At 73.9% G+C, this 24,495-nt stretch carries 26 protein-coding genes and 1 tRNA gene; 10 read left to right on the forward strand and 17 right to left on the reverse strand.

The genetic code is table 11. The features are described 5' to 3' along the window. Positions 1–71 precede the first annotated feature (71 nt). Both ACW69E_RS05370 and ACW69E_RS05375 read left to right on the forward strand, forming a co-directional pair. Positions 72–2,267 (forward strand): FtsK/SpoIIIE domain-containing protein, encoded by a 2,196-nt coding sequence (locus ACW69E_RS05370; protein WP_457497015.1) that lies wholly within the window; start codon positions 72–74, stop codon positions 2,265–2,267. 242 nt (positions 2,268–2,509) lie between these two features. Next, on the forward strand, positions 2,510–3,334 hold the full coding sequence (locus ACW69E_RS05375) for a GIY-YIG nuclease family protein (protein WP_237876158.1): 825 nt from the start codon (positions 2,510–2,512) through the stop codon (positions 3,332–3,334). On the opposite strand, the gene ACW69E_RS05380 is transcribed toward ACW69E_RS05375, so the two are convergent. The 12 genes from ACW69E_RS05380 to ACW69E_RS05435 form a co-directional block, all read right to left on the reverse strand. Then, on the reverse strand, positions 3,331–3,633 hold the full coding sequence (locus tag ACW69E_RS05380; protein ID WP_237876156.1) for a hypothetical protein: 303 nt from the start codon (positions 3,631–3,633) through the stop codon (positions 3,331–3,333). The two genes, ACW69E_RS05375 and ACW69E_RS05380, sit on opposite strands and share 4 nt — an antisense overlap. Continuing rightward, positions 3,633–4,031, reverse strand: coding sequence for a phage terminase small subunit (locus ACW69E_RS05385; protein WP_305853118.1), 399 nt, complete (start codon positions 4,029–4,031; stop codon positions 3,633–3,635). Before ACW69E_RS05385 ends, ACW69E_RS05380 begins: the two co-directional genes overlap by 1 nt. 209 nt (positions 4,032–4,240) lie before the next feature. Then, positions 4,241–4,615, reverse strand: a complete 375-nt coding sequence (locus ACW69E_RS05390; RefSeq protein WP_457497016.1) for a holin — start codon at positions 4,613–4,615, stop codon at positions 4,241–4,243. A 191-nt stretch (positions 4,616–4,806) separates the two neighbouring features. Continuing rightward, a complete protein-coding gene (locus ACW69E_RS05395; RefSeq protein ID WP_237876153.1) occupies positions 4,807–5,592 on the reverse strand; it encodes a hypothetical protein in 786 nt (261 codons plus the stop codon). Then, entirely contained in the window at positions 5,589–5,729 is a 141-nt protein-coding gene (locus tag ACW69E_RS05400) for a hypothetical protein (RefSeq protein ID WP_237876151.1), read from the reverse strand. The genes ACW69E_RS05395 and ACW69E_RS05400 overlap by 4 nt, the downstream gene beginning before the upstream one ends. A gap of 9 nt (positions 5,730–5,738) precedes the next feature. Then, a complete protein-coding gene (locus ACW69E_RS05405; RefSeq protein WP_237876149.1) occupies positions 5,739–6,137 on the reverse strand; it encodes a helix-turn-helix domain-containing protein in 399 nt (132 codons plus the stop codon). Further along, positions 6,134–6,658, reverse strand: a complete 525-nt coding sequence (locus tag ACW69E_RS05410; RefSeq protein ID WP_457497017.1) for a DUF6009 family protein — start codon at positions 6,656–6,658, stop codon at positions 6,134–6,136. The genes ACW69E_RS05405 and ACW69E_RS05410 overlap by 4 nt, the downstream gene beginning before the upstream one ends. Before the next feature lie 285 nt (positions 6,659–6,943). Next, a complete protein-coding gene (locus tag ACW69E_RS05415; protein WP_237876146.1) occupies positions 6,944–8,701 on the reverse strand; it encodes a DUF927 domain-containing protein in 1,758 nt (585 codons plus the stop codon). Then, positions 8,698–9,546: a bifunctional DNA primase/polymerase gene (locus ACW69E_RS05420; RefSeq protein WP_457497018.1), complete on the reverse strand. Its 849-nt coding sequence runs from the start codon at positions 9,544–9,546 to the stop codon at positions 8,698–8,700. The genes ACW69E_RS05415 and ACW69E_RS05420 overlap by 4 nt, the downstream gene beginning before the upstream one ends. After that, a complete protein-coding gene (locus tag ACW69E_RS05425) occupies positions 9,543–9,791 on the reverse strand; it encodes a hypothetical protein (RefSeq protein ID WP_237876141.1) in 249 nt (82 codons plus the stop codon). Before ACW69E_RS05425 ends, ACW69E_RS05420 begins: the two co-directional genes overlap by 4 nt. After that, positions 9,788–10,018, reverse strand: a complete 231-nt coding sequence (locus tag ACW69E_RS05430; RefSeq protein ID WP_237876139.1) for a helix-turn-helix domain-containing protein — start codon at positions 10,016–10,018, stop codon at positions 9,788–9,790. Before ACW69E_RS05430 ends, ACW69E_RS05425 begins: the two co-directional genes overlap by 4 nt. After that, the gene (locus tag ACW69E_RS05435) at positions 10,015–10,224 is read right to left on the reverse strand and encodes a helix-turn-helix transcriptional regulator (protein ID WP_237876137.1); all 210 of its coding nucleotides are present in this window, start codon (positions 10,222–10,224) and stop codon (positions 10,015–10,017) included. Before ACW69E_RS05435 ends, ACW69E_RS05430 begins: the two co-directional genes overlap by 4 nt. A gap of 142 nt (positions 10,225–10,366) precedes the next feature. Here ACW69E_RS05435 and ACW69E_RS05440 point away from each other — a divergent pair, with 142 nt between their 5' ends. After that, positions 10,367–10,900 (forward strand): helix-turn-helix domain-containing protein, encoded by a 534-nt coding sequence (locus ACW69E_RS05440; RefSeq protein WP_237876136.1) that lies wholly within the window; start codon positions 10,367–10,369, stop codon positions 10,898–10,900. Continuing rightward, entirely contained in the window at positions 10,893–12,092 is a 1,200-nt protein-coding gene (locus ACW69E_RS05445) for a site-specific integrase (RefSeq protein ID WP_237876134.1), read from the forward strand. Before ACW69E_RS05440 ends, ACW69E_RS05445 begins: the two co-directional genes overlap by 8 nt. A 122-nt stretch (positions 12,093–12,214) precedes the next feature. Here the strand turns inward: ACW69E_RS05445 and ACW69E_RS05450 are convergent. Next, positions 12,215–12,288: transfer RNA gene (locus ACW69E_RS05450), tRNA-Pro, on the reverse strand. A gap of 339 nt (positions 12,289–12,627) precedes the next feature. On the opposite strand from ACW69E_RS05450, the gene ACW69E_RS05455 reads away from it, so the two are divergent. Then, entirely contained in the window at positions 12,628–13,947 is a 1,320-nt protein-coding gene (locus ACW69E_RS05455; protein ID WP_457497019.1) for an NAD(P)/FAD-dependent oxidoreductase, read from the forward strand. 9 nt (positions 13,948–13,956) lie between these two features. On the opposite strand, the gene ACW69E_RS05460 is transcribed toward ACW69E_RS05455, so the two are convergent. Together ACW69E_RS05460 and ACW69E_RS05465 are read right to left on the reverse strand one after the other, a co-directional pair. Then, complete coding sequence (locus ACW69E_RS05460; protein WP_457497020.1) at positions 13,957–15,396, reverse strand: lipase maturation factor family protein; 1,440 nt, start codon at positions 15,394–15,396, stop codon at positions 13,957–13,959. 95 nt (positions 15,397–15,491) lie between these two features. After that, the gene (locus tag ACW69E_RS05465; protein ID WP_457497021.1) at positions 15,492–16,688 is read right to left on the reverse strand and encodes a thiolase family protein; all 1,197 of its coding nucleotides are present in this window, start codon (positions 16,686–16,688) and stop codon (positions 15,492–15,494) included. Between the two features lie 172 nt (positions 16,689–16,860). Here ACW69E_RS05465 and ACW69E_RS05470 point away from each other — a divergent pair, with 172 nt between their 5' ends. The 4 genes from ACW69E_RS05470 to ACW69E_RS05485 all read left to right on the forward strand — a co-directional run bounded on the left by ACW69E_RS05470 (position 16,861) and on the right by ACW69E_RS05485 (position 20,296). Continuing rightward, complete coding sequence (locus ACW69E_RS05470) at positions 16,861–17,970, forward strand: NAD-dependent epimerase/dehydratase family protein (RefSeq protein WP_457497022.1); 1,110 nt, start codon at positions 16,861–16,863, stop codon at positions 17,968–17,970. A gap of 126 nt (positions 17,971–18,096) precedes the next feature. Then, a complete protein-coding gene (locus ACW69E_RS05475) occupies positions 18,097–18,762 on the forward strand; it encodes a glycosyltransferase family 2 protein (RefSeq protein WP_457497023.1) in 666 nt (221 codons plus the stop codon). A 50-nt stretch (positions 18,763–18,812) separates the two neighbouring features. Further along, the gene (locus ACW69E_RS05480) at positions 18,813–19,472 is read left to right on the forward strand and encodes a TIGR04282 family arsenosugar biosynthesis glycosyltransferase (RefSeq protein ID WP_457497024.1); all 660 of its coding nucleotides are present in this window, start codon (positions 18,813–18,815) and stop codon (positions 19,470–19,472) included. Next, a complete protein-coding gene (locus tag ACW69E_RS05485; protein WP_457497025.1) occupies positions 19,469–20,296 on the forward strand; it encodes a methyltransferase domain-containing protein in 828 nt (275 codons plus the stop codon). Before ACW69E_RS05480 ends, ACW69E_RS05485 begins: the two co-directional genes overlap by 4 nt. Positions 20,297–20,360: 64 nt before the next feature. On the opposite strand, the gene ACW69E_RS05490 is transcribed toward ACW69E_RS05485, so the two are convergent. Then, on the reverse strand, positions 20,361–21,767 hold the full coding sequence (locus tag ACW69E_RS05490; protein WP_457497026.1) for a hypothetical protein: 1,407 nt from the start codon (positions 21,765–21,767) through the stop codon (positions 20,361–20,363). A gap of 182 nt (positions 21,768–21,949) precedes the next feature. Between ACW69E_RS05490 and ACW69E_RS05495 the strand changes: the two genes are divergently transcribed. Continuing rightward, positions 21,950–22,930, forward strand: coding sequence for an acetylxylan esterase (locus ACW69E_RS05495; RefSeq protein WP_457497027.1), 981 nt, complete (start codon positions 21,950–21,952; stop codon positions 22,928–22,930). A gap of 228 nt (positions 22,931–23,158) precedes the next feature. On the opposite strand, the gene ACW69E_RS05500 is transcribed toward ACW69E_RS05495, so the two are convergent. After that, positions 23,159–24,424, reverse strand: a complete 1,266-nt coding sequence (locus ACW69E_RS05500) for a sugar ABC transporter substrate-binding protein (RefSeq protein ID WP_457497028.1) — start codon at positions 24,422–24,424, stop codon at positions 23,159–23,161. Positions 24,425–24,495 lie beyond the last annotated feature (71 nt).

Below are 24,495 nucleotides of genomic sequence, written 5' to 3' on the forward strand. Positions count from 1 at the left end.
GCGCACGGCCTGCCAGCTTGCCGCCCGCCCCGGGCCCCGTTCCCCACTTTCGAGAGACGGAGGTATCCAGCATGACCGAACAGACCACGGCCCGCGTCAATGGGCACGCCCGGCCGAAGGTGTCCCTGCTGAAGTTCGACACCGACGCCGAGCTGGCCGCCCAGGCCGCCGAGCAGCCCCGGCCCGCCGACGCACCGGGGCCAGCGACGGTGGTGCGGGCCCCGGTGTGGGTGCGCTCGGGCCGGGCGGTGCGCACCGCGGCCACCCATGAGCGGACCCGCACCGCGGCCCGGCTGGCGGTCCGGCACAGCCTGTACGTGCTCGGCGGCACCCGGATCGTGGCCCGCCGCGCCTGGGACGGCCGCACCGCCGCCCGCTACGAGCGGATGATCCGGGCGGCCGAGGCCGCCGGGAAGTGGGAGGAGGCCAAGGAGTGGGAGGAGCGCGGCACCCGCTACCGGCAGCAGCGCCACCAGCGGCGCATGGAGCTGATCCGGGCCCCGCAGCAGCTGGCCAAGTCCGCCGCGGTCGGCACCGCCGCCGGCGCGGGCGGACTGCTCGCCCTGGGCGGCGCCCTGGCCGTGGCCACCGAAGACCCCACCTGGATTCTCGCCCCCACCCTGGCCGTGATCGAGGCCGTGCACTGGGCGGTCATCATCGGCTCGGTGGTGTGGGGCCCGCTGGTCATGCTCGGCCCGTGGCTGTGCCTGCTGGGCCTGTGGGACCTGGGCAGGCGCCGGCAGACCGCCCCCGCGTGGGCGATGCCGCACGCGCAGCGCAGCAGTGAGGGCGAGCCCATCACCCCGTCCATCGTGGTCAAGGCCCTGCGCGACCTGGGCATCGCCCCGCTGCGCAAGGCCATCGCCGAGATGGGGGACGCGGGCGCGTCGATGCTCTCGCCCATCACCATCGCCGGATGCGGCGTCGAGGTCGACGTCACCCTGCCCTCGGGGGTGTCTACCGACGAGGTGCAAGGCCGGCGGCGGAAGCTGGCGGAGAACCTCGGCCGCCACGAGCACGAGGTGTTCATCACCATCCCGCCCGCGGCCCGCACGGTGCGGCTGTGGATCGCCGACTCCGGCGCCCTGGACGAGCCGATCGGCCCGTCCCCGCTGGTGGTCGACGCCGACATGAGCGCCGACTACTACACCGGCAGCGCCCCGTGGGGCCAGGACCTGCGCGGGGACGCCGCCGCCGTCTCCCTGCTGCAGCGGCACCTGCTCATCACCGGCCTGTCCAACCAGGGCAAGACCGCCGCCCTGCGCGCCCTGGCGCTGTGGCTGGCGCTGGACGGGTCGGTGGAGTTCCGCATCGCCGACCTGAAGGGTGTGGGTGACTGGGCGATGTTCGAGGGCCTGGCCACGGTGCTCATCCAGGGCCCGACCGACGAGCACGTCATGGAGGCCACGCACATGCTGGAAGAGGCGGTGGGCGACATGGAGGACCGCAACGCGGCGCTGAAGGAGTCCGGCTCGGCGAACGGGGTCACCCGGGAGATGGCCCGCACCGACCCGCGGTTCCGCCCCCTGGTGCTCATCGTGGACGAGGCGCAGGTGGCGTTCATGTGCCCCATCAAGGGCGAGGACGGCCGCCCCTACGGCGGGAAGAAGGCCACCTCCCGGTACTTCATGGCCGCCCGCAAGCTGCACAACCAGGGCCGCGCCGTGAACGTCACGCTGTGGCAGGGCACCCAGGACCCCACCGACGAGAACCTGCCCAAGCTGGTCCGTGAGGGCGCCCACATCCGCGCCTCGCTGGTGCTGGGCACCGAGACGCAGGCGAAGATGGCGCTCGGTGAGACGGCCGTCGACGGCGGCGCCGCCCCGCACAAGCTGCGCCGCGGGCAGGACAAGGGCACGGTGGTGGTGGCCGGCGACGGCATCCCGCTGCCCAAGGGGCAGACGTCCATCACGGTGCGCACCCACTACATCGACGGCGACCAGGCCGCCGCGATCGCCGAGCGGGCCAAGGCGAAGCGGGCCGGGGTGACCACCGCCAGCCACGTGGCCGGCGGGCCGTCCGTCGACCCGCTGGCGGACATCGCGGCCGTCCTCGGCGGCGCCCCGCGGCTGCGCACCCAGGAGGTCCTGCAGCGGCTCGCCGAGCGGAACCCGGCCGAGTACCGCGGGTGGAAGTTCCGCGAGCTGCGGGAGGTGCTGGAGGCCGTCGACGCCGCCCCCCACAAGAGCGACGGGGTGATGGTCGTGGACCGCTCCAAGGTCGAAACCGCCCTCGGCCGGCGGGCCGAGAACGACACCGAAGAGTGAGGGAGGACCGCCAGGGCAAGGGAGTTCTCCCTGACCGGCTCCCTCGCCCCTCTTCCCTGCCCTGACCTGCACAGACCCCCTGCCAGGGAGGCAGGGACGACAGGGAAACCCCCCTCCCGGGGCCGCCTGGGAGGGGGGTTTTCGTGTGTCCGGGGTCAGTGTCAGCCGCTGCGGCTACGTTGCCGGCAGCACACCTGGCGCGGCCCGCCCGGGCCGCCTCGGAGACCGGCGAGGAGCCTCCCGTGACGACTGCGCAGACCAACGACGATCCCTTGCCGCCGAGCCGGGGGCGGGTGTCCCGGCGATGGGTGTACCTGATCGGCTCGCCCGTCGTCCGCCCCGTGAAGATCGGCGTATCCGACGATCCCGAGGAGCGCCTCGCCGACCTGCAAACCGGGTCGCCCGTGCCGCTGGTGCTGCTGTGGCAGGTCCTCGGCGGGCAGCGCCTGGAATCCCTGCTGCACGACCGGTTCGCGGCCTGCCGCACGCACGGCGAGTGGTTCGACTTCGGCGACGCCGACCCCGTCCTGACCGTGGCGGAGGAGGCCGCCCGCCTCGGCTACGGGCCGCTGCCCGTGGTCCCGCTGCCCCGGCAGCCCATCATCCCCGCGCCGCGGCCCACCTGGCGGGTGAAGCCCGACACGGTACGGGGGCGGCTGCTGGCCGCACTCGCCGACGGCCCGGCGGCCCCGCGCGAGCTGGCGCAGATGCTCGGCGTTCACTGGCGGGCCGTCTATCGGCCCATCGAACGGCTCGTGGGGCAAGGGCACGCCGTATGGCTGCCCGACGGACGCGTGACCACAGCCGAACCGCAGAAGCGCCCACAGTCGGTCTCGCGGCCCGAGAGCAGGCCGGCAGCGGAAGCACCCCGCAGCAGCGACCCGACGGCCGCCACGCTGGTGCTCGCCGCGCTCGCTGAGGGGGAAGCAGCGGCCGCCGAACTGGTGCGCGCCACGGGCCGCTCACAGTCGCAGGTGTACGCCGCGCTGCGCGTCCTGGTCGAGCAGGGCCAGGTGCGCAAGCCGCGCCACGGGCTGTACGCGGCCGTGGCCGGTGAAGACGTCTAAGCCGGTGGGCGCAGCACCCGGTGCGGCTCCTCCCGCTCGATCCGGCGGAACTCCGCCCACGACAAGCCCGGCATGGACCACATCACCAGGCCCCGGGACGTCAGCCACTCATGCCGTGCCCGCTGCCACTTCCGGCGGGCTGCCACGATCGCCGCGACCGCGGCCGGCTCCTCGGCCGAGGGCACACCAGGCAGGCCCCAGTCGGCGAAGCGGAACTGCCACAGCCACGCGGGCGGAGTGTCATCGGCCCCGGCGGCCCGGTGCAGCCCGGCCCGCGCCGCCCGCCGCTGCGACACCATCACGCACCCCTCAGCGGCACCACAGGCGCCGGCGGGGCAGCCGAATCCGGCAGCGCCCAGCCCAGCGCCGCCATGCCCTGCGGCGTCAGACCCAGGCGATCCGACAGATGCCGGGCCTCCTGCGCCATCCACGCCGACGCCCGGCCCGCCAGGATGGCCGAGCAGTGGCAGACGAACATCGCCACCACCGGGATGAACGAGTCATCCCACTGGTTGGCCTGTGGGCCCGTCCACAGCTCCTCCCAGGTCTGCCGCTCGGCCTCGGACCACTCCCGCCCAGGCGGCAACGGCGGCACCGGCAGGTCACACGTCGGCGGCAGCAGCACCAGGCCGCCGCGGGTCTCCTTCGGCCGGTGGCGGCTGTACGGCTTCGCCGGATTCGGCCTCGGACCGGGCATCTAGATCACCTCGCTCCTTGATCGTTTGGTTGAGTCCATCCGCTTGAGCGGATCTTCCGAGCCCTCTCCGGCGGTCTGGCTCGGGGTGGATCATGGTTCATGCCCACCCCTGGTGGCCTCCCGCGCAAACGGCTTCACCTGCGGCGCGCTCAATTCCTCTCCTCCCCGGTCCGCCTCGGTGCCCTCTTGGGAGTCGTGCCCCACCCCGGTCACTGCTCGGCGTACCAGCCGCCGCGCTGCTGCGGGTTGGCGGCTGTGGCCTTGCCGTGGCACGGGTGGCACAGGCCGCGGCCGTGCTTCGGGTCGTTCGGATCGAGTCCGAGTTCGACCAACTCGCGGCGCGACCGGGGCCAGTGGTCTGCCACGGTGGCAGGGGCGGCCCTGCATTCGACGCACACCGGGTCGCGGTCGAGGACTCCGCGGCGGAAGCGGTCGCGGTGCTGCGTGCCGTAGCCGCGGCGGTGCGCGCTGCCCCGAGTTCGCTCGGCCTTGCGCCTGCAGTCGGGGCAGCGGCCGGCCTTGCCCGGCGGTACCAGCTCGGGGCAGCCGGGGGTGCTGCACGCCTTGTGTGCCCTGCTCGGCATGTGCTGTCTCCTGTCTGTGCGGGGTGTGGCTCCGGCCCGCACCCTCATGCCCAGGGGGTGCGGGCCGGTCGGCGCTGGCCGGGTCGGTGCGAGTGAACGAAGGAGAAGCCTCGCTCTCCGGCCATGGCTCCCGCTGTGTGGCCGGCCTGCGTACTCCACACGCGGGTGGCTTTGACGCCGGACCTGTTGCCCTACGCCGTGATGCGGCGGGGGAAGCTCTGCCCGATGTGGGTTTCGTCGGCGACGGCCTGGGCCTGTTCGTCGGGAGTGGGCAGCCACAGCTGCCCGCCGTGGTCGTGCATCCAGATGAGGAAGTCACGGGTGCTCAGGCCGTGCCAGGGGGCGCGGGCCATGGCCAGCCGCACCGGGTGCAGCGCGTGGTAGTTGCGCACGGCCCCGTACTTGTTCTGCGGGTCCTCGGTGCAGCGCACGCCCTTGCTCCACAGGGCGGAGCGGGCGGCGTGGATGCGGTCGTACCGCTCGGCGAGGACGTCGAGCTGCTCGGCGGCCTTGCGGACCTTCGGCGGCGCGGTGAGCAGGTGACGGGGGCGGATCTCCCCGTGTGCCCGCAGCACGGCCAGGGCGTCGCGGAACGCTTCCACGGTCTGGTCGTGGGCGGGCCGCAGATGCTCGGTGATGATGTCCTCGGCCATGGTGTGCAGGGCGCTGGAGACGCGCCGGGCGGCGATGTCCAGGCACTGCTGCAGCATGTCCAGGACGTCCTGGTGGACGCGCTCGGCGGCCCGGGCGGCTTCGATCTGCGCCGGGTCGGGCAGCGGCTTGCCGTGGTGTACGGCGTCGACGGTTTCCACGGCGACGCGTTGGATGACCTCCCACGGGTTCTCGGGTGGCTCGGGGTAGGGCTGGGCCTGCACCGCGGTGTAGGTGTCGCGCAGCTTGGTCAGCTCGTCGGGGAGGGTGTAGGCGCCGGCGGTGTGCCCGTCGAACAGCGGGGGGCAGGGGAGCTGGGCGGTCACTGCTGCTGCCCCTTCCTGTTCCAGCTGCCGCGGATGGCGTCGGCCAGGGCGCGGCGGGCGCGGACGGGGGAGGTGGCGCGGATGAGGCGGCTCATGCGCCGCCCGGGGGTCTCGGGGGTCTGCTGCTGGTCGGTCACGGGTGGCTCCTATGCGGCGCGCTGCTGGCGGGCCGCCTGGTAGTGGGCGACCGCTTCGCGGCTGACGCGCCACCGGCCGCCGATGTTCTCGGCGTCCAGGCGCCCGCTGGCGATGGCGAGACGGACGGCCCGGTCGGTGATGCCGAGGAGTCCGGCGGCCTCGGTGGTGCTCAGCCACGGTGAGCGTGGCCCGGCTTCCGGCTGCTCGGCCACGGGGCTTCCGGTGGCGGTAGCGCGCCAGTGGCGGCCAGCGTCGCGGATGGCGCACAGCACGGCGTCGAGTTCGGGGTCACGGCCTCGGACTTGGACGCGCACCCGGTCGAGCCGGGCGAGGAGGTCGAGCAGGGCGCAGACCCGGGCGGGCACGTGCACGCCCGGGCCGTGCGTGTAGGCCGAGGGGGGCTTCACGCCGCGTCGCCGCCGTCGTCCTGGCGCTGCCAGCGGCGCAGCTTGGCGGCGTGCCGGGCGGTCAGTCCGTACTCGCGTGCTTCGGCGAGCTCGGCGCGCTGCCGGCGGCGGCGCTCCTGCTTCGCCCGGGCCGCTTCTATCCGCTCGGCCACCGCGGCCGGGGTACGAGGGGCGCCCCAGGCCCGGTCGGTCATCCGCCCCCAGGCGCCGGGGGCGACGGTGCGCGGGTCGACGCCTTCGCTCGGGGTGCCGGTGGCGTACACGCCGTCGGGCTGCTCGCTGCGGTCGTGGTCGTTCACCCAGAACACGCGGCGGGTGAACATGCCGGGCTGGCCGTTGTTGGGGGCGTCGGGGGCGAGGACGGAGTATCCGACGCGGCGGCCGGCCCCGCGCCAGGGGACGGGTCGGCGGCGGCTGGTGGCGGCCTGGTCGACGTACTCGCGCACGTAGTCCAGGTGCTCGGTGTCCTCGGTCCAGACGATGCCGTCCTCGTGGCGGAGGTCCGCCGGATCTTTGATCACGGAGTGTGTCCCTTCTGGCGCGTGCGCCGAAAGTTCAGGCTCTCTGTCCGCCGGGGGTGCGTACCCCCACCGGGCAGGAAAGGGGAAAGCCGTCTGATCTGCGGTGACGCATGATCGCCAGGGGGTACGCACGGCTGCGTACCCCCGGTCCCGCCCCGGCGGGGGTACGCACGGCTGCGTACCCCCGCGATACCGCCTCCGACCTGCACATACGCCCCAGCAGGCCGGGGGTACGCACTTGGGCCGGAGAGAGGGAGTGTTTTCCCCTGCGGCTGGGGCGTCACGTCACTCTCCGTCCTCGTCGTCGGCGGCGAAGACGGACGGAGCGAAGACGTACATGCGGACCTTGGGACCGTTGAGCTTCTTCGCCAGCAGGTAGGGCGGCCGGTAGGACGGGCTCTCCACCAGGGCGCCGCTCTCCCGCCAGCTGGGGATGACGGACTCCAGCTCGTATCCGGCCCGGCGCAGCGCCTCCTTCAGCCGCTCGGGCAGCAGCGCCATGGTGGTCTTCCCGTCGACCTGGAGTTCCCGGCCGATCCAGCCGCTGAACGGCTGCTCGTCGGCCGTGTGCGGACTCCACACCTCCCGCCGGTGGGAGGCGACGTACTCGCGCACGACGTCCAGCGCCATCTCGCCGCGGTTGTCGGTCTGGTCACTGGCCGCGAACAGCTGCGCCCACACGTCGTGCTGCGGCGGCGGGAAGGGCACGATGCCCCAGGAGTGGGCGAGTTCGGCGGCCAGCGCCAGGCAGGCCACCATCGGCGCCCGGCGGGCGCTCATGTCGCTTTCGTACCGGTGAGCCTCGGTCAGCTCCCGGTGCCGGGCCAGGAGCCGGGCCTTCCCGCCGTCGGCGAGCAGGGCGAGCAGCTTCTCGATGAACTGGGGGCCGGCCACGCCGTAGTTCTCGCTGCACCCGTCGCGCACCTCGATGGCGGCCGCGGCCGACTCGGCCCCGCCGGTGCCGAACGGCGCGGCCTTGAGCTGCAGCACGCGGGCGGCGGCGCCCTGGTCGGTGGTGAACGTCAGCACCGACTGCTCGCCGGTGGAGAGCACCACTGTCCGCCAGGGCAGGCCGGACGGCCAGCCGCCGCCGCGGGCCTGCCCGTGGTTCTTCGGGATCTGGTACAGCAGCGCGTGCACCATCTCCGGGTCGCGCACCAGCTTGGTCTCGTCGAACACCACCGGCAGGCCGTTGACGAGGTTGAGCCGCTTCTCGGCCGCGAGCATCGTGGTCCGCCACGAGTACATGCCGTCGGCCTTCTCGCTGGGATCGGCCCACACGCTCATGCCGCCCATGGCGGCCGTGGTCTTGCCCCGGGTCGACCGGCCGCTGATGTCGACGGTGAAGGAGTTCACCCCGACCGGCTCCAGCAGCGGCGCGGCCAGACAGGCGTACAGCGCCATCTGCGCCACCGGGTAGGCGTCCATCGGCTTGATGGCCCGCTGCCAGCCCTCCAGCGTCCCGCAGGGCACGTGAGCGGCCAGCGCGGACTTCTGTTCCTCGTACTTCACCTCCACCCGGTTCGGGGTGTCCTGGGAGGTGACGAACGCGCCGTTCTTCTGCCAGCCCAGCTGCCGGGCCAGGTCGACACGGGGAATCGCCTCATAGTTAGCCGACTCCACGGCGGCCAGCCACCGTTCGGCCTGCTTGGCGTCGGCCTCGATGACCGGCAGCCCGGCGTCGCCGAGGGTGGCGACCAGCAGCCGGCCGCGCCGGGCCACCGACCGGGGCACGGTGCGGGTGACCGGCCGCCCCCGGTCCATCCAGGCCAGCTCGATGTTCTGGTCTCCGGCCGGGTCGACGTAGACCGTGGCGACCAGCAGCGGCGCCCACGCCACCCGGGTCAGGATCTCGCCGTCTTTGGTCTCCCGGACGGCCCACACTCCCGAGTAGTCGACCCGGTACCCGGCCGGAACCCGGTAGGCCGGTCCGTCGGTGGAGCGGACGAGCGCCAGCAGCGCCGGCGGAAAGCCGGTGAGCCCGTTCTCGTCCAGGATCTTGCGGGCCGTCTCGTCGACGGACTCGCCGCGGTCATCGGTCACCGGGCGCCCCTTCGGTATGCGGAAGTGATGGTCTTGCGGGCCTCGGCCTCGGGAAGCCCGGCATGGGTGGCGGCGTCGGCGAGCGCGGACGCCACGGCGCGCGGCTCCAGCTGGCCGCTGCGGCAGTGCTCGAACGCCCGGCAGGCTGCCCAGTACAGGCGGTTGTTCCGGGCGCCCTGCGGGCTCTCCAGCACGACGCGCACCAGGGCGAGCAGCGGACCGCTGCCCCGGGCAGGAGCGCTGGCCGCGCCTCGGGGCGGCTGCTGCGCCGACGGCTGCAGCGCGGTCACCAGCCACGCCGGTGCGGAGGCGGGCGGCTGCTCGGGATCGGCCAGCTCGTACACGGTGCCGGTGGCGTGTACCGAGCCGGGGCCGATGACGTAGCCGCGGCTGCCGCGCACGTCGCCGTCGAACTTGCCGCGCAGCTGCCCCAGTCCGTTGCCGAGCTGCGCACCCGCCGGGGCCCAGTAGTAGTCGTGGGCGCCCTTGGCGGTGTGCACGCGCATGGTCGGGGTGTGCCGGTGGCCGAACGCACTGGCGGCGTCCTCAATGGCGCCGGGCCGGTCGGAGTCGACGACCAGGAGCCGCGCGCCGCCGGGGCCGGCGCAGGCCCCGACCGCGACGGCGACGTTGCGCAGCTGGCCGTCGAACCAGCGGTGCACCTGCCGCTCGTCGAGCGTGTGGACACGGGTGAACGGCACACACGGGTGCTTGCCCCGGTCGGTGCACGTCTCGGGGTCGTGGCCGCGGCCGATGCCGGTGCACTGGCCGGCGCCGGGATGGTCGGCGGGGAAGACTGAGAAGCCGTGACGGACAAGCCAGAGGGCGGAGTCGAGCGTGCTCATGGCGTCCACTCCTCACCCATGGCGGTGATGGCGGCGCACCAGCGGCGGGCGGCGGCCCGGCGCGACTGGCGGCTGGGCTGCTCGTCCAGGTGGGCGCGGATGCTGCCGAGGGTGATGTGCCACCGGGCTTTCTCGCGGTTGACCTCGGAGCGCGCTACAGTGCACGTGTCAGACCCGCCACCCAGCAGGTTTGCTTTCAAGGCCCCGGGGCGCCCACCCCGGGGCTTCTTGCTGTTCTGGCTCATGCCGCCTCACTTCCTCCGGACAGGACGGTGACGAGGTCTGCGGTTACAACCCGCTGACAACGCCCGAGGGGGAGGGTGCGCACGGGCGCCTCGCCGCGGCTGATGAGCGCGTGCAGGTGGGACTTGGAGATGCCGAGCGCGGTCGCGGCCTGGGCGACGCTGACAGTGGCCGGCCACTTCCTGACCTCCGCCAGGGTCGGCTGCTTGGTCTGGCGCTTCGTCGTCATGCGGCGGCGCCTCGCTCCTGGGCGGCGAGGCGCTCGGCCTCGTACCGCTCGACATCGGCCAGCCGGTACCGGACTCGTCCGCCCCGCCCGGGGCTGAGCTTGTAGTAGCGCGGCCCGGTCTTCTGCCACCGCCACCGCTGGAGCGTCCGGACGCTGACGCCCAGCCGCTCGGCGAGCTGCCCCTCAGTGAGATTCATCTGCGTCATCACACTTCCTGTCTACTTTTTAGAGACAAGTACTTGCGTCACCGAGCGAAAGTCGGTGATGATGCAGAGCGTAAGGCGAACAGCCCGATACGGCAAGATCCAGGCAATCGTCTGCGTTATGCAGACTGATAGCGTCAGGATCATGGCGACAGGACGGATTGAGTTGGGACCGACAGGGAAGATGGTGGCCGCGAACATCAAGCGGCTCAGAGAAGCGCAGGGGCTGAGTCTCCGAGCTCTCGCCAAGAGGGTGGAGGAGAGCGGTCGCAAGATCAGCGCGGACGCCCTGAACAAGATCGAGAATGGGCGACTGGTTGACGAGCCGGACTACCAGGAGAAGCCCCCGAACATCCGCCGTGTGGACGCCGACGACTTGGTCGTTCTGTCCGTCGCCCTCGGCGTGAACCCCTCCGCGCTGCTGCTGCCGGACACGACAGACGGCAGCGCTCACCTGACCGGCGGCGGAAGCGTGGACGCCGAGACGGCATGGGACTGGGCAGACGGAAAACGCCCACTGCGAGTCCCGGAAGGTGACGACGGAACAGCGCTTTTGGACTTCACTCGCTGGTCCCGCCCCCGCGGCCGGCGTCGTCGTTACAACCTGATGACTCCGGCGGGCCGCCAGGCGGCGCTTGAAGACCCGCACCGCGAGCACGACAGGAGCGGAGATGGGTGACCCCATCAAGAAGATCACGCTGCGGGACGGGACTGTGCGGTACCGGTTCGTGGTCGACGCGGGCCAGACCCCCGAGGGCAAGCGGAAGCAGCTCACCGTCACCAAGGGCACCAAGGCCGAGGCCGTTGCCGAGCGGGCCCGCATCTTGCACCAGCGCAGCGCGGGAACCCTGATCGTGCCCAGCAAGATGACGGTCAACGAACTGCTCGACATGTGGCTGAAGACAGCGACGCGCGACGTAGAGGAGGCGACCGCCTCCAACTACGAGAACGCCATCCGTCCCGCCCGTGCCCGCCTCGGGCACCAGCGCGTCCAGCAGCTCACTGAAGAGGACGTTGAGGAGTTCATCGACTGGATGGTGACCGAGGGCCGGCGCCGCGGCGGCAAGCCGGGCACCGGGCTCAGCGTCCGGTCGGTGCGGCTGACCCTCGGTCGCCTGCGGTCCGCCCTGAACCTGGCCGTCCGCCGCGGCATCGTGACCCGGAACGTCGCCGAGCACGTCACCGTCTCCCGGGAGGCGAAGCAGAAGGCCGAGGGCAACAGCCGCAAGGGCAAGCCGTGGAATCAGGATGAGGTGCGGCAGTTCCTCGAAGGCATCCACGGACACCGGCTGTTCGCTCCGATGCTGCTCGCCCTGATCGCCGAACGGCCGGCCGAGGTCTGCGGCGCTCGGTGGGCTGAGGACGTCGACCTGAACGGCGCGGGCACCATCGCCATCGGAAACACCCGAACCATCGTCTACGACCGGGCCCTGCCCGCAGGGCAGCGGAACAAGGTGGTGGAGAAGTCGACCAAGACCGAGGCGGGCAGGCGTGTTCTGCCGCTGCCCGCTCCGGTCCGGGCCGCGCTGGTGGTCTTCCGGGCGTTGCAGGAGAGAGAGAAGGCGGCGGCCGGCGACGGCTACGAGAACAGTGGCTACGTCCTGGTGGACGAGCTGGGGCGGCCGTTCAAGACGGACAAGCTACGGCGCGAGGCGTACAAGCTCATGGAGGCCGCCGGGGTCCGGCGGGTGCGGCTGTACGACGCGCGGCACGCCTGCCTGTCCTGGATGGCGAACAACGGCGTACCCGACACCGTGGTTTCCGCGTGGGCGGGGCACAGTGACCTGTCGTTCACCAAACGGGTCTACGTGCACCCCGACCCGCAGAGCCTCAGAGTCGGGTCGGAGAAGCTGAGCGAACTGCTCGGCTGAGCAAGATCCAAAACTGCATAGTGAGAAATCGTGAGACAACAGGCCCCGAGAACGATCAAAGGGCCCTGCCTCACCGAAGTGAAACAAGGCCCTGACCTGGGCACTAAGCCCGTGTTCCTCTGTCGGGACGACAGGATTTGAACCTGCGACCCCTTGACCCCCAGTCAAGTGCGCTACCAAGCTGCGCCACGTCCCGATGCCCTCCCGGTCCGGGATCTTGTCCCTCGCCGTTCGCGCACAGAAACCATACCGCATTCCGGGGAGTGCTCGCTCACCCCTCGGGGGCCGGGGCCGGAAGATCGTCTTCGTTCCCGGCCCGGCCCCGGGAAGTCGGCTTCGTCACCCACCGTGTGCGGCGGTGTGCCCCGTCGGCCGGGAGGAAGGGTGCGTACGAGGGGGCGGCCCCGTCGGTGGCGGGGAAGGGGCGGGCGGTGGCGGAAGGCCGGGGCCGGGGCCGGGGCCGGGACGGGTTTGCCGGGACGCAGGCGGGAAACGCGGTTGCCCTGGTCGTTGGTCCCGAGGGCTGGAGTCGCACGTGAGCCGTTCCCGGATTGTGATCGTCGGAGCCGGGTTCGCCGGTTACCAGACCGCCAGGACGCTGTCGCGGAAGCTCCGCGGGGCGGCCGAGATCGTGCTGGTGAACCCGAACGACTACTTCCTGTACCTGCCGCTGCTGCCCGAGGTGTCGGCCGGGCTCCTGGAGGCCCGCCGGGTCTCGGTGTCACTGGCCGGGACGCTGCCGAAGGTGCGGCTGGTGCTGGGAGAGGTGCACGGCGTGGACCTCGACGGGCGTTCGATCACCTACACCGACCCCGAGGGGGCCGAGAAGAGTCTGGGCTACGACCGGCTCGTCCTCACCGTCGGAAGCGTGAACAAGCTGCTGCCCATCCCCGGAGTGGCCGAGCACGCGGTCGGGTTCCGGGGCATGCCGGAGGCGCTGTACCTGCGCGACCACATCAGCCGGCAGGTCGCCCTCGCCGCCAACGCCGAGGACCGGGAGGAGTGCCGGGCGCGCACCACCTTCGTGGTCGTCGGCGCGGGCTACACCGGTACCGAGGTGGCCGCCCACGGCAAGATGTTCACCGACTCCCTGGCCCGCCAGCACGCCCGCAGCGCCACGGGGATGCGGGCCGATGCCCGGCCCCGCTGGATGCTGCTGGACATCGCGGACCGGGTGCTGCCGGGGCTGGACGAGAAGCTGGCGCGGACCGCCGACCGGGTGTTGCGCAAACGCGGGGTGGAGGTGCGCACCGGGACCTCGGTGAAGGAGGCCACCAAGGACGGTGTCCTCCTGGACACCGGGGAGTTCGTCCCCACCCGGTCGCTGATCTGGTGCGTCGGAGTGCGCCCCGACCCGCTGGTGGAGCAGCTCGGTCTGCCGACCGAGAAGGGGCGGCTGATCGTCGACGAGTACCTGAACGTCCCCGGCCACCCCGAGGTGTTCGCCTGCGGCGACGCCGCGGCGGTGCCGGACCTGACCAACCCCGGCCAGTACACGGCGATGACCGCCCAGCACGCCCACCGGCAGGGCAAGACGGCGGCGAACAACGTCATGGCCTCCTACGGGGTCGGCGCCCGCCGCCCGTACAAGCACAGCGACCTGGGCTTCGTCGTGGACCTGGGCGGGGTTCAGGCCGCGGCCAACCCCTTCGGCATCCCGCTGTCCGGCCCGGTCGCCAACCTCGTCACCCGCGGCTACCATCTCGCCGCGATGCCGGGCAACCGGATCCGGGTGGCCGCCGACTGGGCGCTGGACGCCGTACTGCGGCGGCAGGCCGTCCAGCTCGGCGTGCTGGACGCCTGGTCGGTGCCGCTGGACACCGCCTCGCCCGAGACGGCCCGGCTGCGCGGCTGACGGCTGCCCTCACGGTGCCTCCGCGTCCGTGTCCGCGGGCCGCCGGGAGACCGGCGGCCCGTAGGGGCCGATCAGCTCGCGGTCCCACCACGCCCCGGTGGAGCGCAGCTCCCGCCAGGTGGTGAAGCGGTAGCGGTACAGCAGGGCCCGCACGTGGACGGGAGGGGCGCCGGGGAAGGGGTTGGAGCGCAGCAGCCGCAGGGTGTCGGGGTCGTTCTCCAGCAGCCTGTGCAGCAGCCGGGTGAACCAGGGGGCCGCGTAGGAGGGCGAGAGCGCGGCGAACCACATCAGCCAGTCCAGCCTCAGGTGGTACGGCGCGTACTGGCGCGGCAGCCGGCGCACGTCCCCCGGCTTGCCCCTGAAGCCGTACTCCCGCCAGCGCGTGGCATCGGTGATCCGCTCCTCGTCGGTGCCCTCGATCACCACCTCGTGCCGCACGCGCGTCACGCTGCCGAAGGCGCCGTAGGTGTTGACCAGATGAAGCCGGTCGAAGGAGGCGTTCATCCGCTGGCGGCGCGAGAGCAGATTGCGCGCGGGCCGGTGGCTGAGCACCGCCACCAGCGCGGTCACGGCGATGACGGCGGCACCGAACCACAGGGGCGTGGGGCCGTGGTCGGGGGCGCCGGCGACCGCGGAGCCGTCGACGGCGGAGAAGGCCAGCAGGACCGTCAGCCAGTTGAGCCAGGCGAAGTTGCCGGACGCCACCAGCCACAGCTGGGTGACGACCACGGCCAGTCCCGCGGCGCTCGCCACCGGCTGGGGGAGGAACAGCAGGAAGGGGACGAGGAGCTGGGTGACGTGGTTGGCGGCCGCCTCCACCCGGTGCAGCGGGCGCGGCAGCCGGTGGAAGAACCAGCTCAGCGGGCCCGGCATCGGCTGGGTCTCGTGGTGGTAGTCCAGGCAGGTCAGCCTGCGCCAGCACGCATCGCCGCGCCACTTGATCAGCCCCGCGCCGAACTCCACCCGGAACAGCAGCCAGCGCAGCAGGACGAGGGTGAGCAGCGGCGGGGCGACGTCGGCGTTGCCGAGGAAGACGGCCAGGAAGCCGGCCTCCAGCAGCAGCGACTCCCAGCCGAACGCGTACCAGGTCTGGCCGACGTTCACGATCGACAGGTACAGCACCCACAGCAGCGCCCACATCGCCATGGACACCGCCAGCGGCACCCGGTCGGCCGCGCCCAGCAGCACCGCCGCCGACAGCGCCGCGCCCAGCCAGGCCGCGGAGGCGAAGAGCCGGTCGGAGTAGCGCAGGTGGAACAGGCTGGGGGAGTCGCGGAAGGACACCCGGCGCAGGAAGTCCGGCACCGGCGTCAGACCGCGCTCGCCGAGCAGCGCCCGGAACTGCAGCGCCGCCGAGACGAAGGCGGCGAGGTAGACGGCGGCCAGGCCCCGCTGGAGGACCAGGCGGCTCAGCCAGTAGTCGGGTGCCGCGAACCATTCCCACTCCATGGCGGCCACGTGTACCACCGGGGCCCGCCGTCATGCGGCGGGCCCCGGTGACCGCACGCGGCCGTGCGGGTGGCCGTACGGCCGTACGGGCCCGCTCAGCGCTCCAGTACGAGCGCCTGCCCCTGGCCGACGCCGATGCACAGGGCGGCGAGGCCGGTGCGGGCGCCGGTGGCGGCCAGGTGGTGGGCGACGGCACCGGCCAGACGGGCGCCGGAGGCGCCCAGCGGGTGGCCGAGGGCGATGGCGCCGCCGTGGGGGTTGACGACGGACGGGTCGAGGTCGGGCCATTCGGCCAGGCAGCCCAGGACCTGGGCGGCGAAGGCCTCGTTGAGTTCGACGACGTCCAGGTCGGAGAAGGCGCGGCCGGCCCTGTCCAGCGCGCGGGTCACGGCCTGGACGGGGCCGAGACCGAAGAGGTTGGGTTCTACGGCGGTGGTGGCGGAGGCGCCGATGCGGGCCAGAGGAGCGCGGCCGGTGGCCTTCAGACCGGCCTCGTCGGTGAGCAGGAGTGCGGCGGCGCCGTCGTTGAGGGGAGAGGAGTTGCCGGCGGTGACGGTGCCGCCGTCGGCGCGGAAGGCGGGCTTGAGCTTGGCCAGCGCTTCCGTCGAGGTGGTCTCGCGGATGGACTCGTCACGGGCCAGGTCGGTGCCGGGGACGGGTACGGTCTGGGCGTCGTGGGCGCCCTCGGCCCAGGCGGCGGCGGCCTTGCGGTGGCTGGCCAGCGCGTAGGCGTCCTGGGCCTCGCGGGTGACGGCGTGCTTGTCGGCGACCTGCTCGGCGCCCTCGCCCAGGGAGACGGTCCACTCGGGGGGCATGGCGGGGTTGGTCATGCGCCAGCCCAGGGTGGTGGAGTACATCTGCTGGTGACCGGCCGGGAAGCCGCGTTCGGGCTTGGGCAGCACCCAGGGGGCCCGGGACATGGACTCCACGCCGCCGGCGATGGCGACGGAGGCGTCGCCGCAGGCGATGGCGCGGGCCGCGTGGAGGACGGCCTCCAGCCCGGAGGCGCACAGCCGGTTGACGGTCACACCGGGGACGGTGACGGGAAGGCCGGCCAGGAGGGCGGCCATGCGGGCGACGTTGCGGTTCTCCTCGCCGGCGCCGTTGGCGTTGCCGAGGACGACGTCGTCGATCCGGGCGGGGTCGAGGTCGGGGGTGCGGTCCACCAGGGCGCGGATGACGTGGGCGGCCAGGTCGTCGGGGCGTATCCCGGCCAGTGCCCCGCCGTACCGGCCGATCGGAGTGCGTACCGCATCGACGACATACACATCACGCAGGAGATCGTTGGCCATGGCAGGGATCCTGGCAGGACCGCACCCGGATGGCCAGAAGCGGCCGGCGGGCATGGTCGATCACACACCCGTTGCTCCGGACGGGTGGGCATGGGCACCGGCTCTCCCGCGGATCGCTGACGCGCCCGGCCGGTGACGGGCGCCGCGCCGGAAGCGGTCCTAGCGTGCCCTCATGCGCGTACTGGTCACCGGAGGAGCCGGCTTCATCGGCTCGCATGTCGTCGAGGCCCTGCGGGACGCCGGCCACGAACCCGTGGTGCTCGACACCGCCGCCGGCACCGCCTGCGGCATCACGGCCGGCGGGAGCGGGGTGAGGGCGGACGTCCGCGACGCCGATGCGGTGGCGCGTGCCCTGCGCGGGGTGGAAGCGGTCTGCCACCAGGCCGCGATGGTCGGCCTGGGCAGGGACTTCGCGGACGCCCCCGCGTACGTGGGCGCCAACGACCTGGGCACCGCCGTGCTGCTGGCGGAGATGGCCCGGGCCGGGGTGGGGCGCCTGGTGCTGGCCGGATCGATGGTGGTGTACGGCGAGGGGCGGTACCTCTGCCCCCGCCACGGGGAGGTGCGGCCCGGGCCCCGCCCGCCGCGCGACCTGGAGGCGGGCCGCTTCGAGCCGCCCTGCCCGGAGTGCGGCGCCGCCCTGGAGCCCGGCCTGGTCGGGGAGGACGCCCCCGCAGACCCGCGCAACGTCTACGCCGCCACCAAACTGGCTCAGGAGCACCTGGCGGCGGTGTGGGCACGCGCCACCGGCGCACGGGCCGTCAGTCTGCGCTACCACAACGTCTACGGCGACGGGATGCCCCGCGACACCCCCTACGCGGGGGTCGCCTCCTTCTTCCGCTCCGCGCTCGAGCGCGGCGAGCCTCCCCGGGTGTACGAGGACGGTGCCCAGCGCCGGGACTTCGTCCACGTCGGCGATGTCGCGGCGGCCAACGTCGTGGCCCTGGAGGCGCTCGGCGAGAGGCCCGGGGGGTCGCTGCGCGCGTACAACACCGGCAGCGGTCAGCCGCACACCGTCGGCGAGGCCGCCCGTGCGCTGGCGGCGGCCTTCGGCGGGCCCGAGCCGGTGGTGACGGGGGAGTACCGGCTGGGGGACGTACGGCACATCACCGCGTCCTCCGAGCGGCTGCGCCGGGAGCTGGGCTGGAAGCCGGAGGTGGGTTTCGCCGAGGGGATGGCGCGCTTCGCGAAGGAGCCGCTGCGGAGGCCGTCGGGAGGAGCGCCGGAGCAGGCGACGGCGCGGGTGCCGGGGGCGGCCGCGGTCGGCACGGTGACCACCTGAGGCGGCGGCCCCTTGGGCCGACGACGCCGGGCCGTCCGCGGGCGCGCGGCGCGGCGGTGGGCGGCGATCGCGTTTCGCCGGGCCCGATGACCGAAATGACCGTATTGCTCTCGTAAGGTGAGGCGGATGACCCACCCCACAGCCCTCCGCGGGGAGATCGTGCTGCCCTGTCTGAACGAGGCCCGGGCGCTGCCCTGGGTGCTGTCCCGGATCCCGGACGGCTGGCGGGCCGTCGTCGTCGACAACGGCTCGACGGACGGCTCGGCCGAAATCGCCCGCGAGCTCGGGGCGCGTGTGGTGCGCGAGCCGCGCCGCGGCTTCGGCGCCGCCTGCCACACCGGACTCCTCGCCGCCGAGGCCGAGATCGTCGCCTTCTGCGACTGCGACGCCTCGCTCGACCCCGGCGCGGCCGAACGGATCGCCGCGCCCGTGCGCAAGGGCGAGGCCGACCTCGTACTGGCCCGCCGCAGACCCGTCGGACGCGGTGCCTGGCCGCTGCACGCACGGGCCGGGAACCTGGCGCTGGCCCGGATGGTGCACAGGCGCACGGGACTTCGGCTCCGTGACCTGGGCCCGCTGCGGGCGGCCCGGCGCCCCGCCCTGCTGGAGCTGGGCCTGACCGACCGGCGCAGCGGCTATCCCCTGCAGATGGTGGTGCACGCGGCCGACGCCGGATGGCGGGTGCGGGAGACGGAGGTCCCCTACCGGCCGCGCACGGGCCGCTCGAAGGTCACCGGCACCTGGCGCGGCACCTGGCAGGCCGTCCACGACATGCGGGAGGTGCTGCGGTGACTCCGGCGCCACCCGTGCCGCCCACGCCCCCGGCGAATCCGGCGGGCCCGGTGAGCCCTCCCCACCGCGCCCCGGAGACGGGTACGACGCTGCTGGTGATCGCGAAGGAGCCGGTGCCGGGCCGGGTCAAGACCCGCCTCACCCCGCCCTTCACCCCCGCCGAGGCGGCCCGGCTGGCCGAGGCGGCGCTCGCCGACACCCTGGCGGTGGTGGCGGCCCTGCCCGCCCGCCGCCGGGTGCTGGTGCTGGACGGCCGCCCCGGCCCCTGGCTGCCGGACGGCTACGAGGTGCTGCCCCAGTGCGAGGGCGGGCTGGACGAGCGGATCGCGGCGGCCTTCGGCGCATGCCGCGGTCCCGCCCTGCTGGTGGGTATGGACACCCCGCAGCTCACCGCCGGTCTGCTGGCCCCGGCGCTCGCGCCGGACGCCTGGGAGGGCCGCGCCGCCTGGTTCGGCCCGGCCGCCGACGGCGGCTTCTGGGCGCTGGGCCTGGCCGACCCCGATCCCGGACTGGTGCGCGGCGTGCCGATGTCCACCGACCGCACCGGTGAGCTCCAGCGGCGGCGGCTGCTGGAGGCCGGGCTGGCCGTACGCGACCTGCCGGTGCTGCGGGACGTGGACACCGCCGGGGACGCCGCAGAGGTCGCGGCCCGCACCAGGGGCCGCTTCGCCGCCGAGCACGCCCGGCTGCGGCAGGCGGTGGCCCGGTGACCGCCTCCCCGACCCCTCCGGCCTCCCCGGTCTCGCGTCCGCGAGCCGGGCAGGCCGCGCGGGCCGCGCAACCGGCCGGGGCCGCCGGGCCCGCCGGAGCCGTGCCGGTCCGGCACCCCTGGCGCGCCGACCCGTACACCCGCGCACTGCGCACCGGACGCGGCCCCCTCTTCCTGCGCGGCCCCGGCGGCCGCCGGCTGCCGCTGGACGTCGAGCGCTGGTGCGCCCGCGCGGACGAGGCCGACTGGACGGTGCTGCGGCGCTGCACCGGCGCCGTGCTCGACATCGGCTGCGGGCCGGGGAGGCTGGTCGCCGCCCTGACCGGGCTGGGCCGGCCGGCCATGGGCGTCGACACCGCGCCGGCCGCCGTCGTCCGCACCCGCGAGCGGGGCGGGACCGCGCTGTGCCGCTCGGTGTTCGACCCGCTGCCGGACGAGGGGGGCTGGGGCAGTGCCCTGCTGATCGACGGCAACATCGGCGTGGGCGGGGACCCGGCCGCCCTCCTGGCCCGGGTGCGCGAACTGCTGGCCCCCGGTGGGCTGCTGCTGGCCGAGGCGGCGCCGGCGGACGTCGAGGAGCGGTTCCGGGCGAGACTGGACGACGGGAGGCGGACGCACCCCGGGCGGCCCGCGCCCTCCTTCCCCTGGGCCCGGCTGGGCCGAAGCGCCCTGCGGGCCCGTGCGGAGGAGGGGGGCTGGACGGTGGAGGAGGAGTGGAGCGCCGACGGCCGTGTCTTCCTCGGCCTGCGCGCCGCTGCCCGGGCCCCCGCCGCCGACACCCCGCCGCCCGGCCGCGAGCGCACGCGGCCGGGCGGCGGAACGTAGGGCGACCGGGGGCGACGGCGGTGCGACGGGAGCCGGACCGGACCGGGGCGAAGGTTCCGCGGTGTCACCAGCCGGTGAACAGCAGGTGGTTGACGGCCAGTGACACGGCCGCCTGGGCCGCCAGCCACCAGCGGCGGCCGGAGGCGGGCAGCAGGGCCGCGGCCGGCAGCAGCCACAGCGTGAACGGCAGCCAGATGCGCTCGGTCTCGGCCTTGCTCATCCCCGACAGGTCCGCCGCCAGCACCGCGCACACCGCACCCGCCAGCAGCACCACCAGCGTGCCGCGCCGCAGCTCGGCGGCCCGCCGCAGTCCGGCCACCACGGCGAGCCCCACCACCGGCACCTGCGCCGCGAGGTTGGCCCACACGTAGTAGGCGTACGGCCGCACTCCCGCCGCGCCCTGGTAGTAGCGCTCGACCAGGGTGGTGTAGCCCTCGTACCACCAGAAGCCGGCGGCGGTGAAGACCACCGCGCAGGGAACCGTGCCCAGCAGGACGTACGGCACGGGCCGGGCGGTGCGGGCCGCGACCAGTACGGCCAGCGCGACCGCCGCCATCAGCGTCAGCCCGTAGGAGAGGTAGACCAGCCAGCCGAACAGCACGCCCGAGCCCAGCGCGGCGGCGCGCGGCGCGCGGGAGGCGCCGGTGGCCGACAGGGCCAGCAGGGCGACGGCCCAGGCGGCGACGGCGGTGAAGTAGCCGTCCGCCGAGACGGCCGTCCACACGGCGGACGGGGCGAGGACCAGGAAGGGCGCCGCACGCCGGGCCGTCCCCTCCCCGCACAGCGCCCGCAGCGCCACCAGCACCGCCACCGCGGCCGACGTGCCGATCGTGACGCACCACAGCGCGGCCCAGGCACCGCCGCCGAGCCCGATCCGGTCCAGTCCGACGAAGGTCAGCAGCGCGCCCGGAGGATGGCCGGCGACATGGGCGGGCCAGTTGTCGGGGGAGTCCATCAGGATGCGGTCGGTGAAGGTGCGCAGCGTCACACCGATGTCGTGGACGTCGCCGACGGACCGGAGGTACTCGTACTTCGTCGTCAGCCGCCCGGCCGCTCCCCGGTCCCAGCCGTCGACCAGCGCCAGTGACCACGCCCAGGCCATCGCACCGCCCCAGGCGGCCGGCAGCAGGTGCCGCCAGGGCAGCCGGCGGGCCAGCGGCGGGCCGTAGGCGACGGTGAGGACGGCCAGGCAGAGGGCGGCGGGCGTGCCCGGACCGGTGTGGGGCAGCCAGCGCGCGTACAGCGGGGGCCACCGCAGCCGCAGGATCTCGGAGTCGTACAGGAGGTGGCCGACGAGCGCGGCCAGGGCGAACAGGGCCGCGGCCGCGCCGGCCGCGTACAGGTCCCGGCGCGGGCCGCGTGCTCCGGGGCGCCGGGGCGGCTCCGGGGCCGGGTCCGGTTCCGGGTAGGGAGCCGGAACCGGGGCATCGGGTGCAGGAACGCTTTCCGGACGGGCGGGAGGGGTGCTCATCCCGGTCACGCTAGGCCGGGGCCGGGCGTACGGGGCCGTGTCGCGGCCGGAGGTCACCGGGCTGCCGGACCCGTCCGGCCCGCGGTGGGCGGATACCGTTGACCGGAGTCCCGGCGGAACGTAGGTTCTCCGGGGAGAAAGCGCTTTCTATCGCCTGCCGCTACGAGGGGACGGACATCCGCATGCCGCTGACCGATCTTCCGCTGGAGGAACTGCGCGCCTACCGGCCCGAGGTGGCCGAGCCCGCGGACTTCGACGCCTTCTGGTCCAAGACGCTCACCGCCGCCCGCGCCGCGGCGACCGGGCCGGCGGAGTACCGGCGGGTCGAGGACGCGCCGCTGAGCACCGTCGAGGTGTTCGACGTGCGTTTCCCCGGCTGGGACGGCCAGCCCGTGGCGGCCTGGCTGATCCTGCCGCGCGGCGCGGACGGGCCGCTGCCGGCGGTGGTCAACTACATCGGCTACAGCGGCGGCCGCGGCCTGTACATCGAGCACCTGCTGTGGAGCGCCGCCGGATACGCCACCCTGGTCGTCGACAGCCGGGGGCAGGGCCATGACACCCCCGATCCGGACCCGGCCACCACCCCGCAGTACGTCGGCGGCTTCATGACCCGCGGCCTGGACGACCCCGCCCACCACTACTACCGGCGGCTGATGGCCGACTGCGTGCGCGCCGTGGACGCAGTGCGCGAGCACCCGGCGGTGGACCCGGACAGGGTGGTGGCCGCCGGCGGCAGCCAGGGGGGCGGGCTGGCCCTGGCCGTGGCCGGGCTGGCGCCGGAGAAGGTGGCGGCGGCGCTGGTGGACGTGCCCTTCCTGTGCCACTTCCGGCGCGGCGCCGAACTGGCCGCGGCCGGCCCGTACCCGGAGATCGCCCACTACCTCGGTGTGCACCAGCGCACCGACCCCGAGGCCGTATTCGCCACGCTGAACTACTTCGACGGCCTGCACTTCGCGCGCCGCGCCACCGCTCCCGCGCTGTTCAGCGTGGGCCTGATGGACCCGGTCTGCCCGCCGTCGACCGTCTTCGCCGCCTACCACCGCTACGCGGGGGAGGACAAGGACATCAGGGTGTGGCACTTCGGCGACCACGCCGGGGGCCGCTCCTCGCAGCAGCGCGAGCAACTGCTGTGGCTGCGCGGGCGCGGCCTGGCGTCCGCCTGACACCCGGTCGCCCGACTCCGTCGCTCCGTGACCCCGGGCGGCGAGCCCGGTCCCCCGTGACCGCCGGCGACACGGCCGCGATGCCGTGACCCCGGCGCCGCGCCGCCGGCGGCCACGGGCCGGCGCCCCGACTCCGGCACCCGACTCCGGCACCCGGCTCCGGTGCGGAGCGGGGCGCCGGGGGTGTCGGCGGCCGGTGGTGCCGGTCGGCGCGCGGCCGGCCGTACGTCAGCCGCGCCCGCCCAGGACCGCGGTGATCCGCCGGGACGCCTCGCGCGCCGCCGTCTCCGGGTCGGCGCCGCGCAGCACCCGCGTCTGGTACGCCTTGATCGGGTTGTCCGCCTCCAGACGGCCCCACCGCGGCGAGTTGGGGGTGGCGCGGCCGTTGCGGGCGCCCTCGGCCATCGCGGCGGCGCCGGGGTCGTCCTCCAGCGCGTCGGCCAGTTCGGTGCTGTTGGGCACCACGCTCATCGTCTGGGCCAGCTTGCGCTGCCACTTCTCGCCGGTCAGCAGCTTGACGAAGGAGTACGCCGCGTCCGGCTCGGCGGCCCGCTCGGGGATGATCAGCACCGAACCGCCGGTGAAGACCGCCCCAGGCTGCCCGGCCTCCTTGCCGGGGATCGGGAAGAAGCCGAGCCTGTCCGCCAGCTCCGGGTTCTTCTCGACGATCAGCTCCGCGGCGCCGGGCACGTCGATGATCTGGGCGATCTCGTTCCCGGCGAAGAACTCGCGCTGCTCCGGCCTGGACTCGTCGGAGTCGACGGGGCCGCCGCCGTGGGACTGGAGCTCCTTGTAGAACTCCATGCCGCGCAGCGCCTCGGGGGTGTCGAGCGTGCCGGCCCACCGGCCGCTGCGCTCGACGGCGAGGTCGCCGCCCTCGTCCCAGATGAAGCCCGCCAGCACGTACCAGTTCTGCCCCGGCAGGTAGATGCCCTGCTGCCCGGGCCCGTCGAGCCGGGAGGTGGCCTCGATCCACTCCTCACGGGTGGCGGGCGGCTCGGTGATCCCGGCCCGGTCGAAGAGGTCCTTGCGGTAGATGACGACGCGGTTGGCGGCGTAGAAGGGGACGCCGTACTGGTATCCGTCGATCTTCCCCGGCTCCTCCAGCCCGGGGACCCAGTGGTCGCCGCCGAGGTCGAAGACCTTGATGGTGAGGTTGGAGACCCCGCCGGTCTCCACGTACTGGGCGACCTGGGTGTTGCCGACCTCGATCACGTCGGGCGCGTCGCCGGAGCCGAGGGCGGCGGTGACCTTCTTGTCGATCCCCGGCCAGTCCTGGACGGTGACCTTCACCTCCACGCCGGGGTTGCGCCGCTCGAAGTCCCGGACGGCGGCGTCGGTGAGTTCGCCGGAGAGGCTGCCCCGCATCAGCCAGACGTCGAGGGTCCGGTCCCGGTCCTGGTCGCCGGTGTCGGCGAAGGCGCCGCATCCGCTCAGCAGCAGTGCGGCGGACAGGGCGGACGCGAGGAGGCGGAAAGGGCGACGGACGGGCATGGCGGTCCCCTGGAAGGTTGCCGACGGTACGGGCGTGGGGGGAGCGAGCGTGGGGTCTGCACAGATTTGGC

It is taken from the genome of Streptomyces sp. SS8, assembly GCF_054072955.1.

Bases quoted from the DNA above. Each gene is read 5' to 3' on its own strand.
- ACW69E_RS05470 (WP_457497022.1), top strand. From the start codon at position 16,861: ATGCGCGTACTGGTCACCGGAGGAGCCGGCTTCATCGGCTCGCATGTC.
- ACW69E_RS05430 (WP_237876139.1), bottom strand. From the start codon at position 10,018: ATGACGACGAAGCGCCAGACCAAGCAGCCGACCCTGGCGGAGGTCAGG.
- ACW69E_RS05475 (WP_457497023.1), top strand. From the start codon at position 18,097: ATGACCCACCCCACAGCCCTCCGCGGGGAGATCGTGCTGCCCTGTCTG.
- ACW69E_RS05500 (WP_457497028.1), bottom strand. From the start codon at position 24,424: ATGCCCGTCCGTCGCCCTTTCCGCCTCCTCGCGTCCGCCCTGTCCGCC.
- ACW69E_RS05495 (WP_457497027.1), top strand. From the start codon at position 21,950: ATGCCGCTGACCGATCTTCCGCTGGAGGAACTGCGCGCCTACCGGCCC.
- ACW69E_RS05390 (WP_457497016.1), bottom strand. From the start codon at position 4,615: ATGCCGAGCAGGGCACACAAGGCGTGCAGCACCCCCGGCTGCCCCGAG.
- ACW69E_RS05385 (WP_305853118.1), bottom strand. From the start codon at position 4,031: ATGCCCGGTCCGAGGCCGAATCCGGCGAAGCCGTACAGCCGCCACCGG.
- ACW69E_RS05380 (WP_237876156.1), bottom strand. From the start codon at position 3,633: ATGGTGTCGCAGCGGCGGGCGGCGCGGGCCGGGCTGCACCGGGCCGCC.
- ACW69E_RS05445 (WP_237876134.1), top strand. From the start codon at position 10,893: ATGGGTGACCCCATCAAGAAGATCACGCTGCGGGACGGGACTGTGCGG.
- ACW69E_RS05370 (WP_457497015.1), top strand. From the start codon at position 72: ATGACCGAACAGACCACGGCCCGCGTCAATGGGCACGCCCGGCCGAAG.
- ACW69E_RS05490 (WP_457497026.1), bottom strand. From the start codon at position 21,767: ATGAGCACCCCTCCCGCCCGTCCGGAAAGCGTTCCTGCACCCGATGCC.
- ACW69E_RS05460 (WP_457497020.1), bottom strand. From the start codon at position 15,396: ATGGAGTGGGAATGGTTCGCGGCACCCGACTACTGGCTGAGCCGCCTG.
- ACW69E_RS05435 (WP_237876137.1), bottom strand. From the start codon at position 10,224: ATGACGCAGATGAATCTCACTGAGGGGCAGCTCGCCGAGCGGCTGGGC.
- ACW69E_RS05420 (WP_457497018.1), bottom strand. From the start codon at position 9,546: ATGAGCACGCTCGACTCCGCCCTCTGGCTTGTCCGTCACGGCTTCTCA.
- ACW69E_RS05440 (WP_237876136.1), top strand. From the start codon at position 10,367: ATGGCGACAGGACGGATTGAGTTGGGACCGACAGGGAAGATGGTGGCC.
- ACW69E_RS05425 (WP_237876141.1), bottom strand. From the start codon at position 9,791: ATGAGCCAGAACAGCAAGAAGCCCCGGGGTGGGCGCCCCGGGGCCTTG.
- ACW69E_RS05465 (WP_457497021.1), bottom strand. From the start codon at position 16,688: ATGGCCAACGATCTCCTGCGTGATGTGTATGTCGTCGATGCGGTACGC.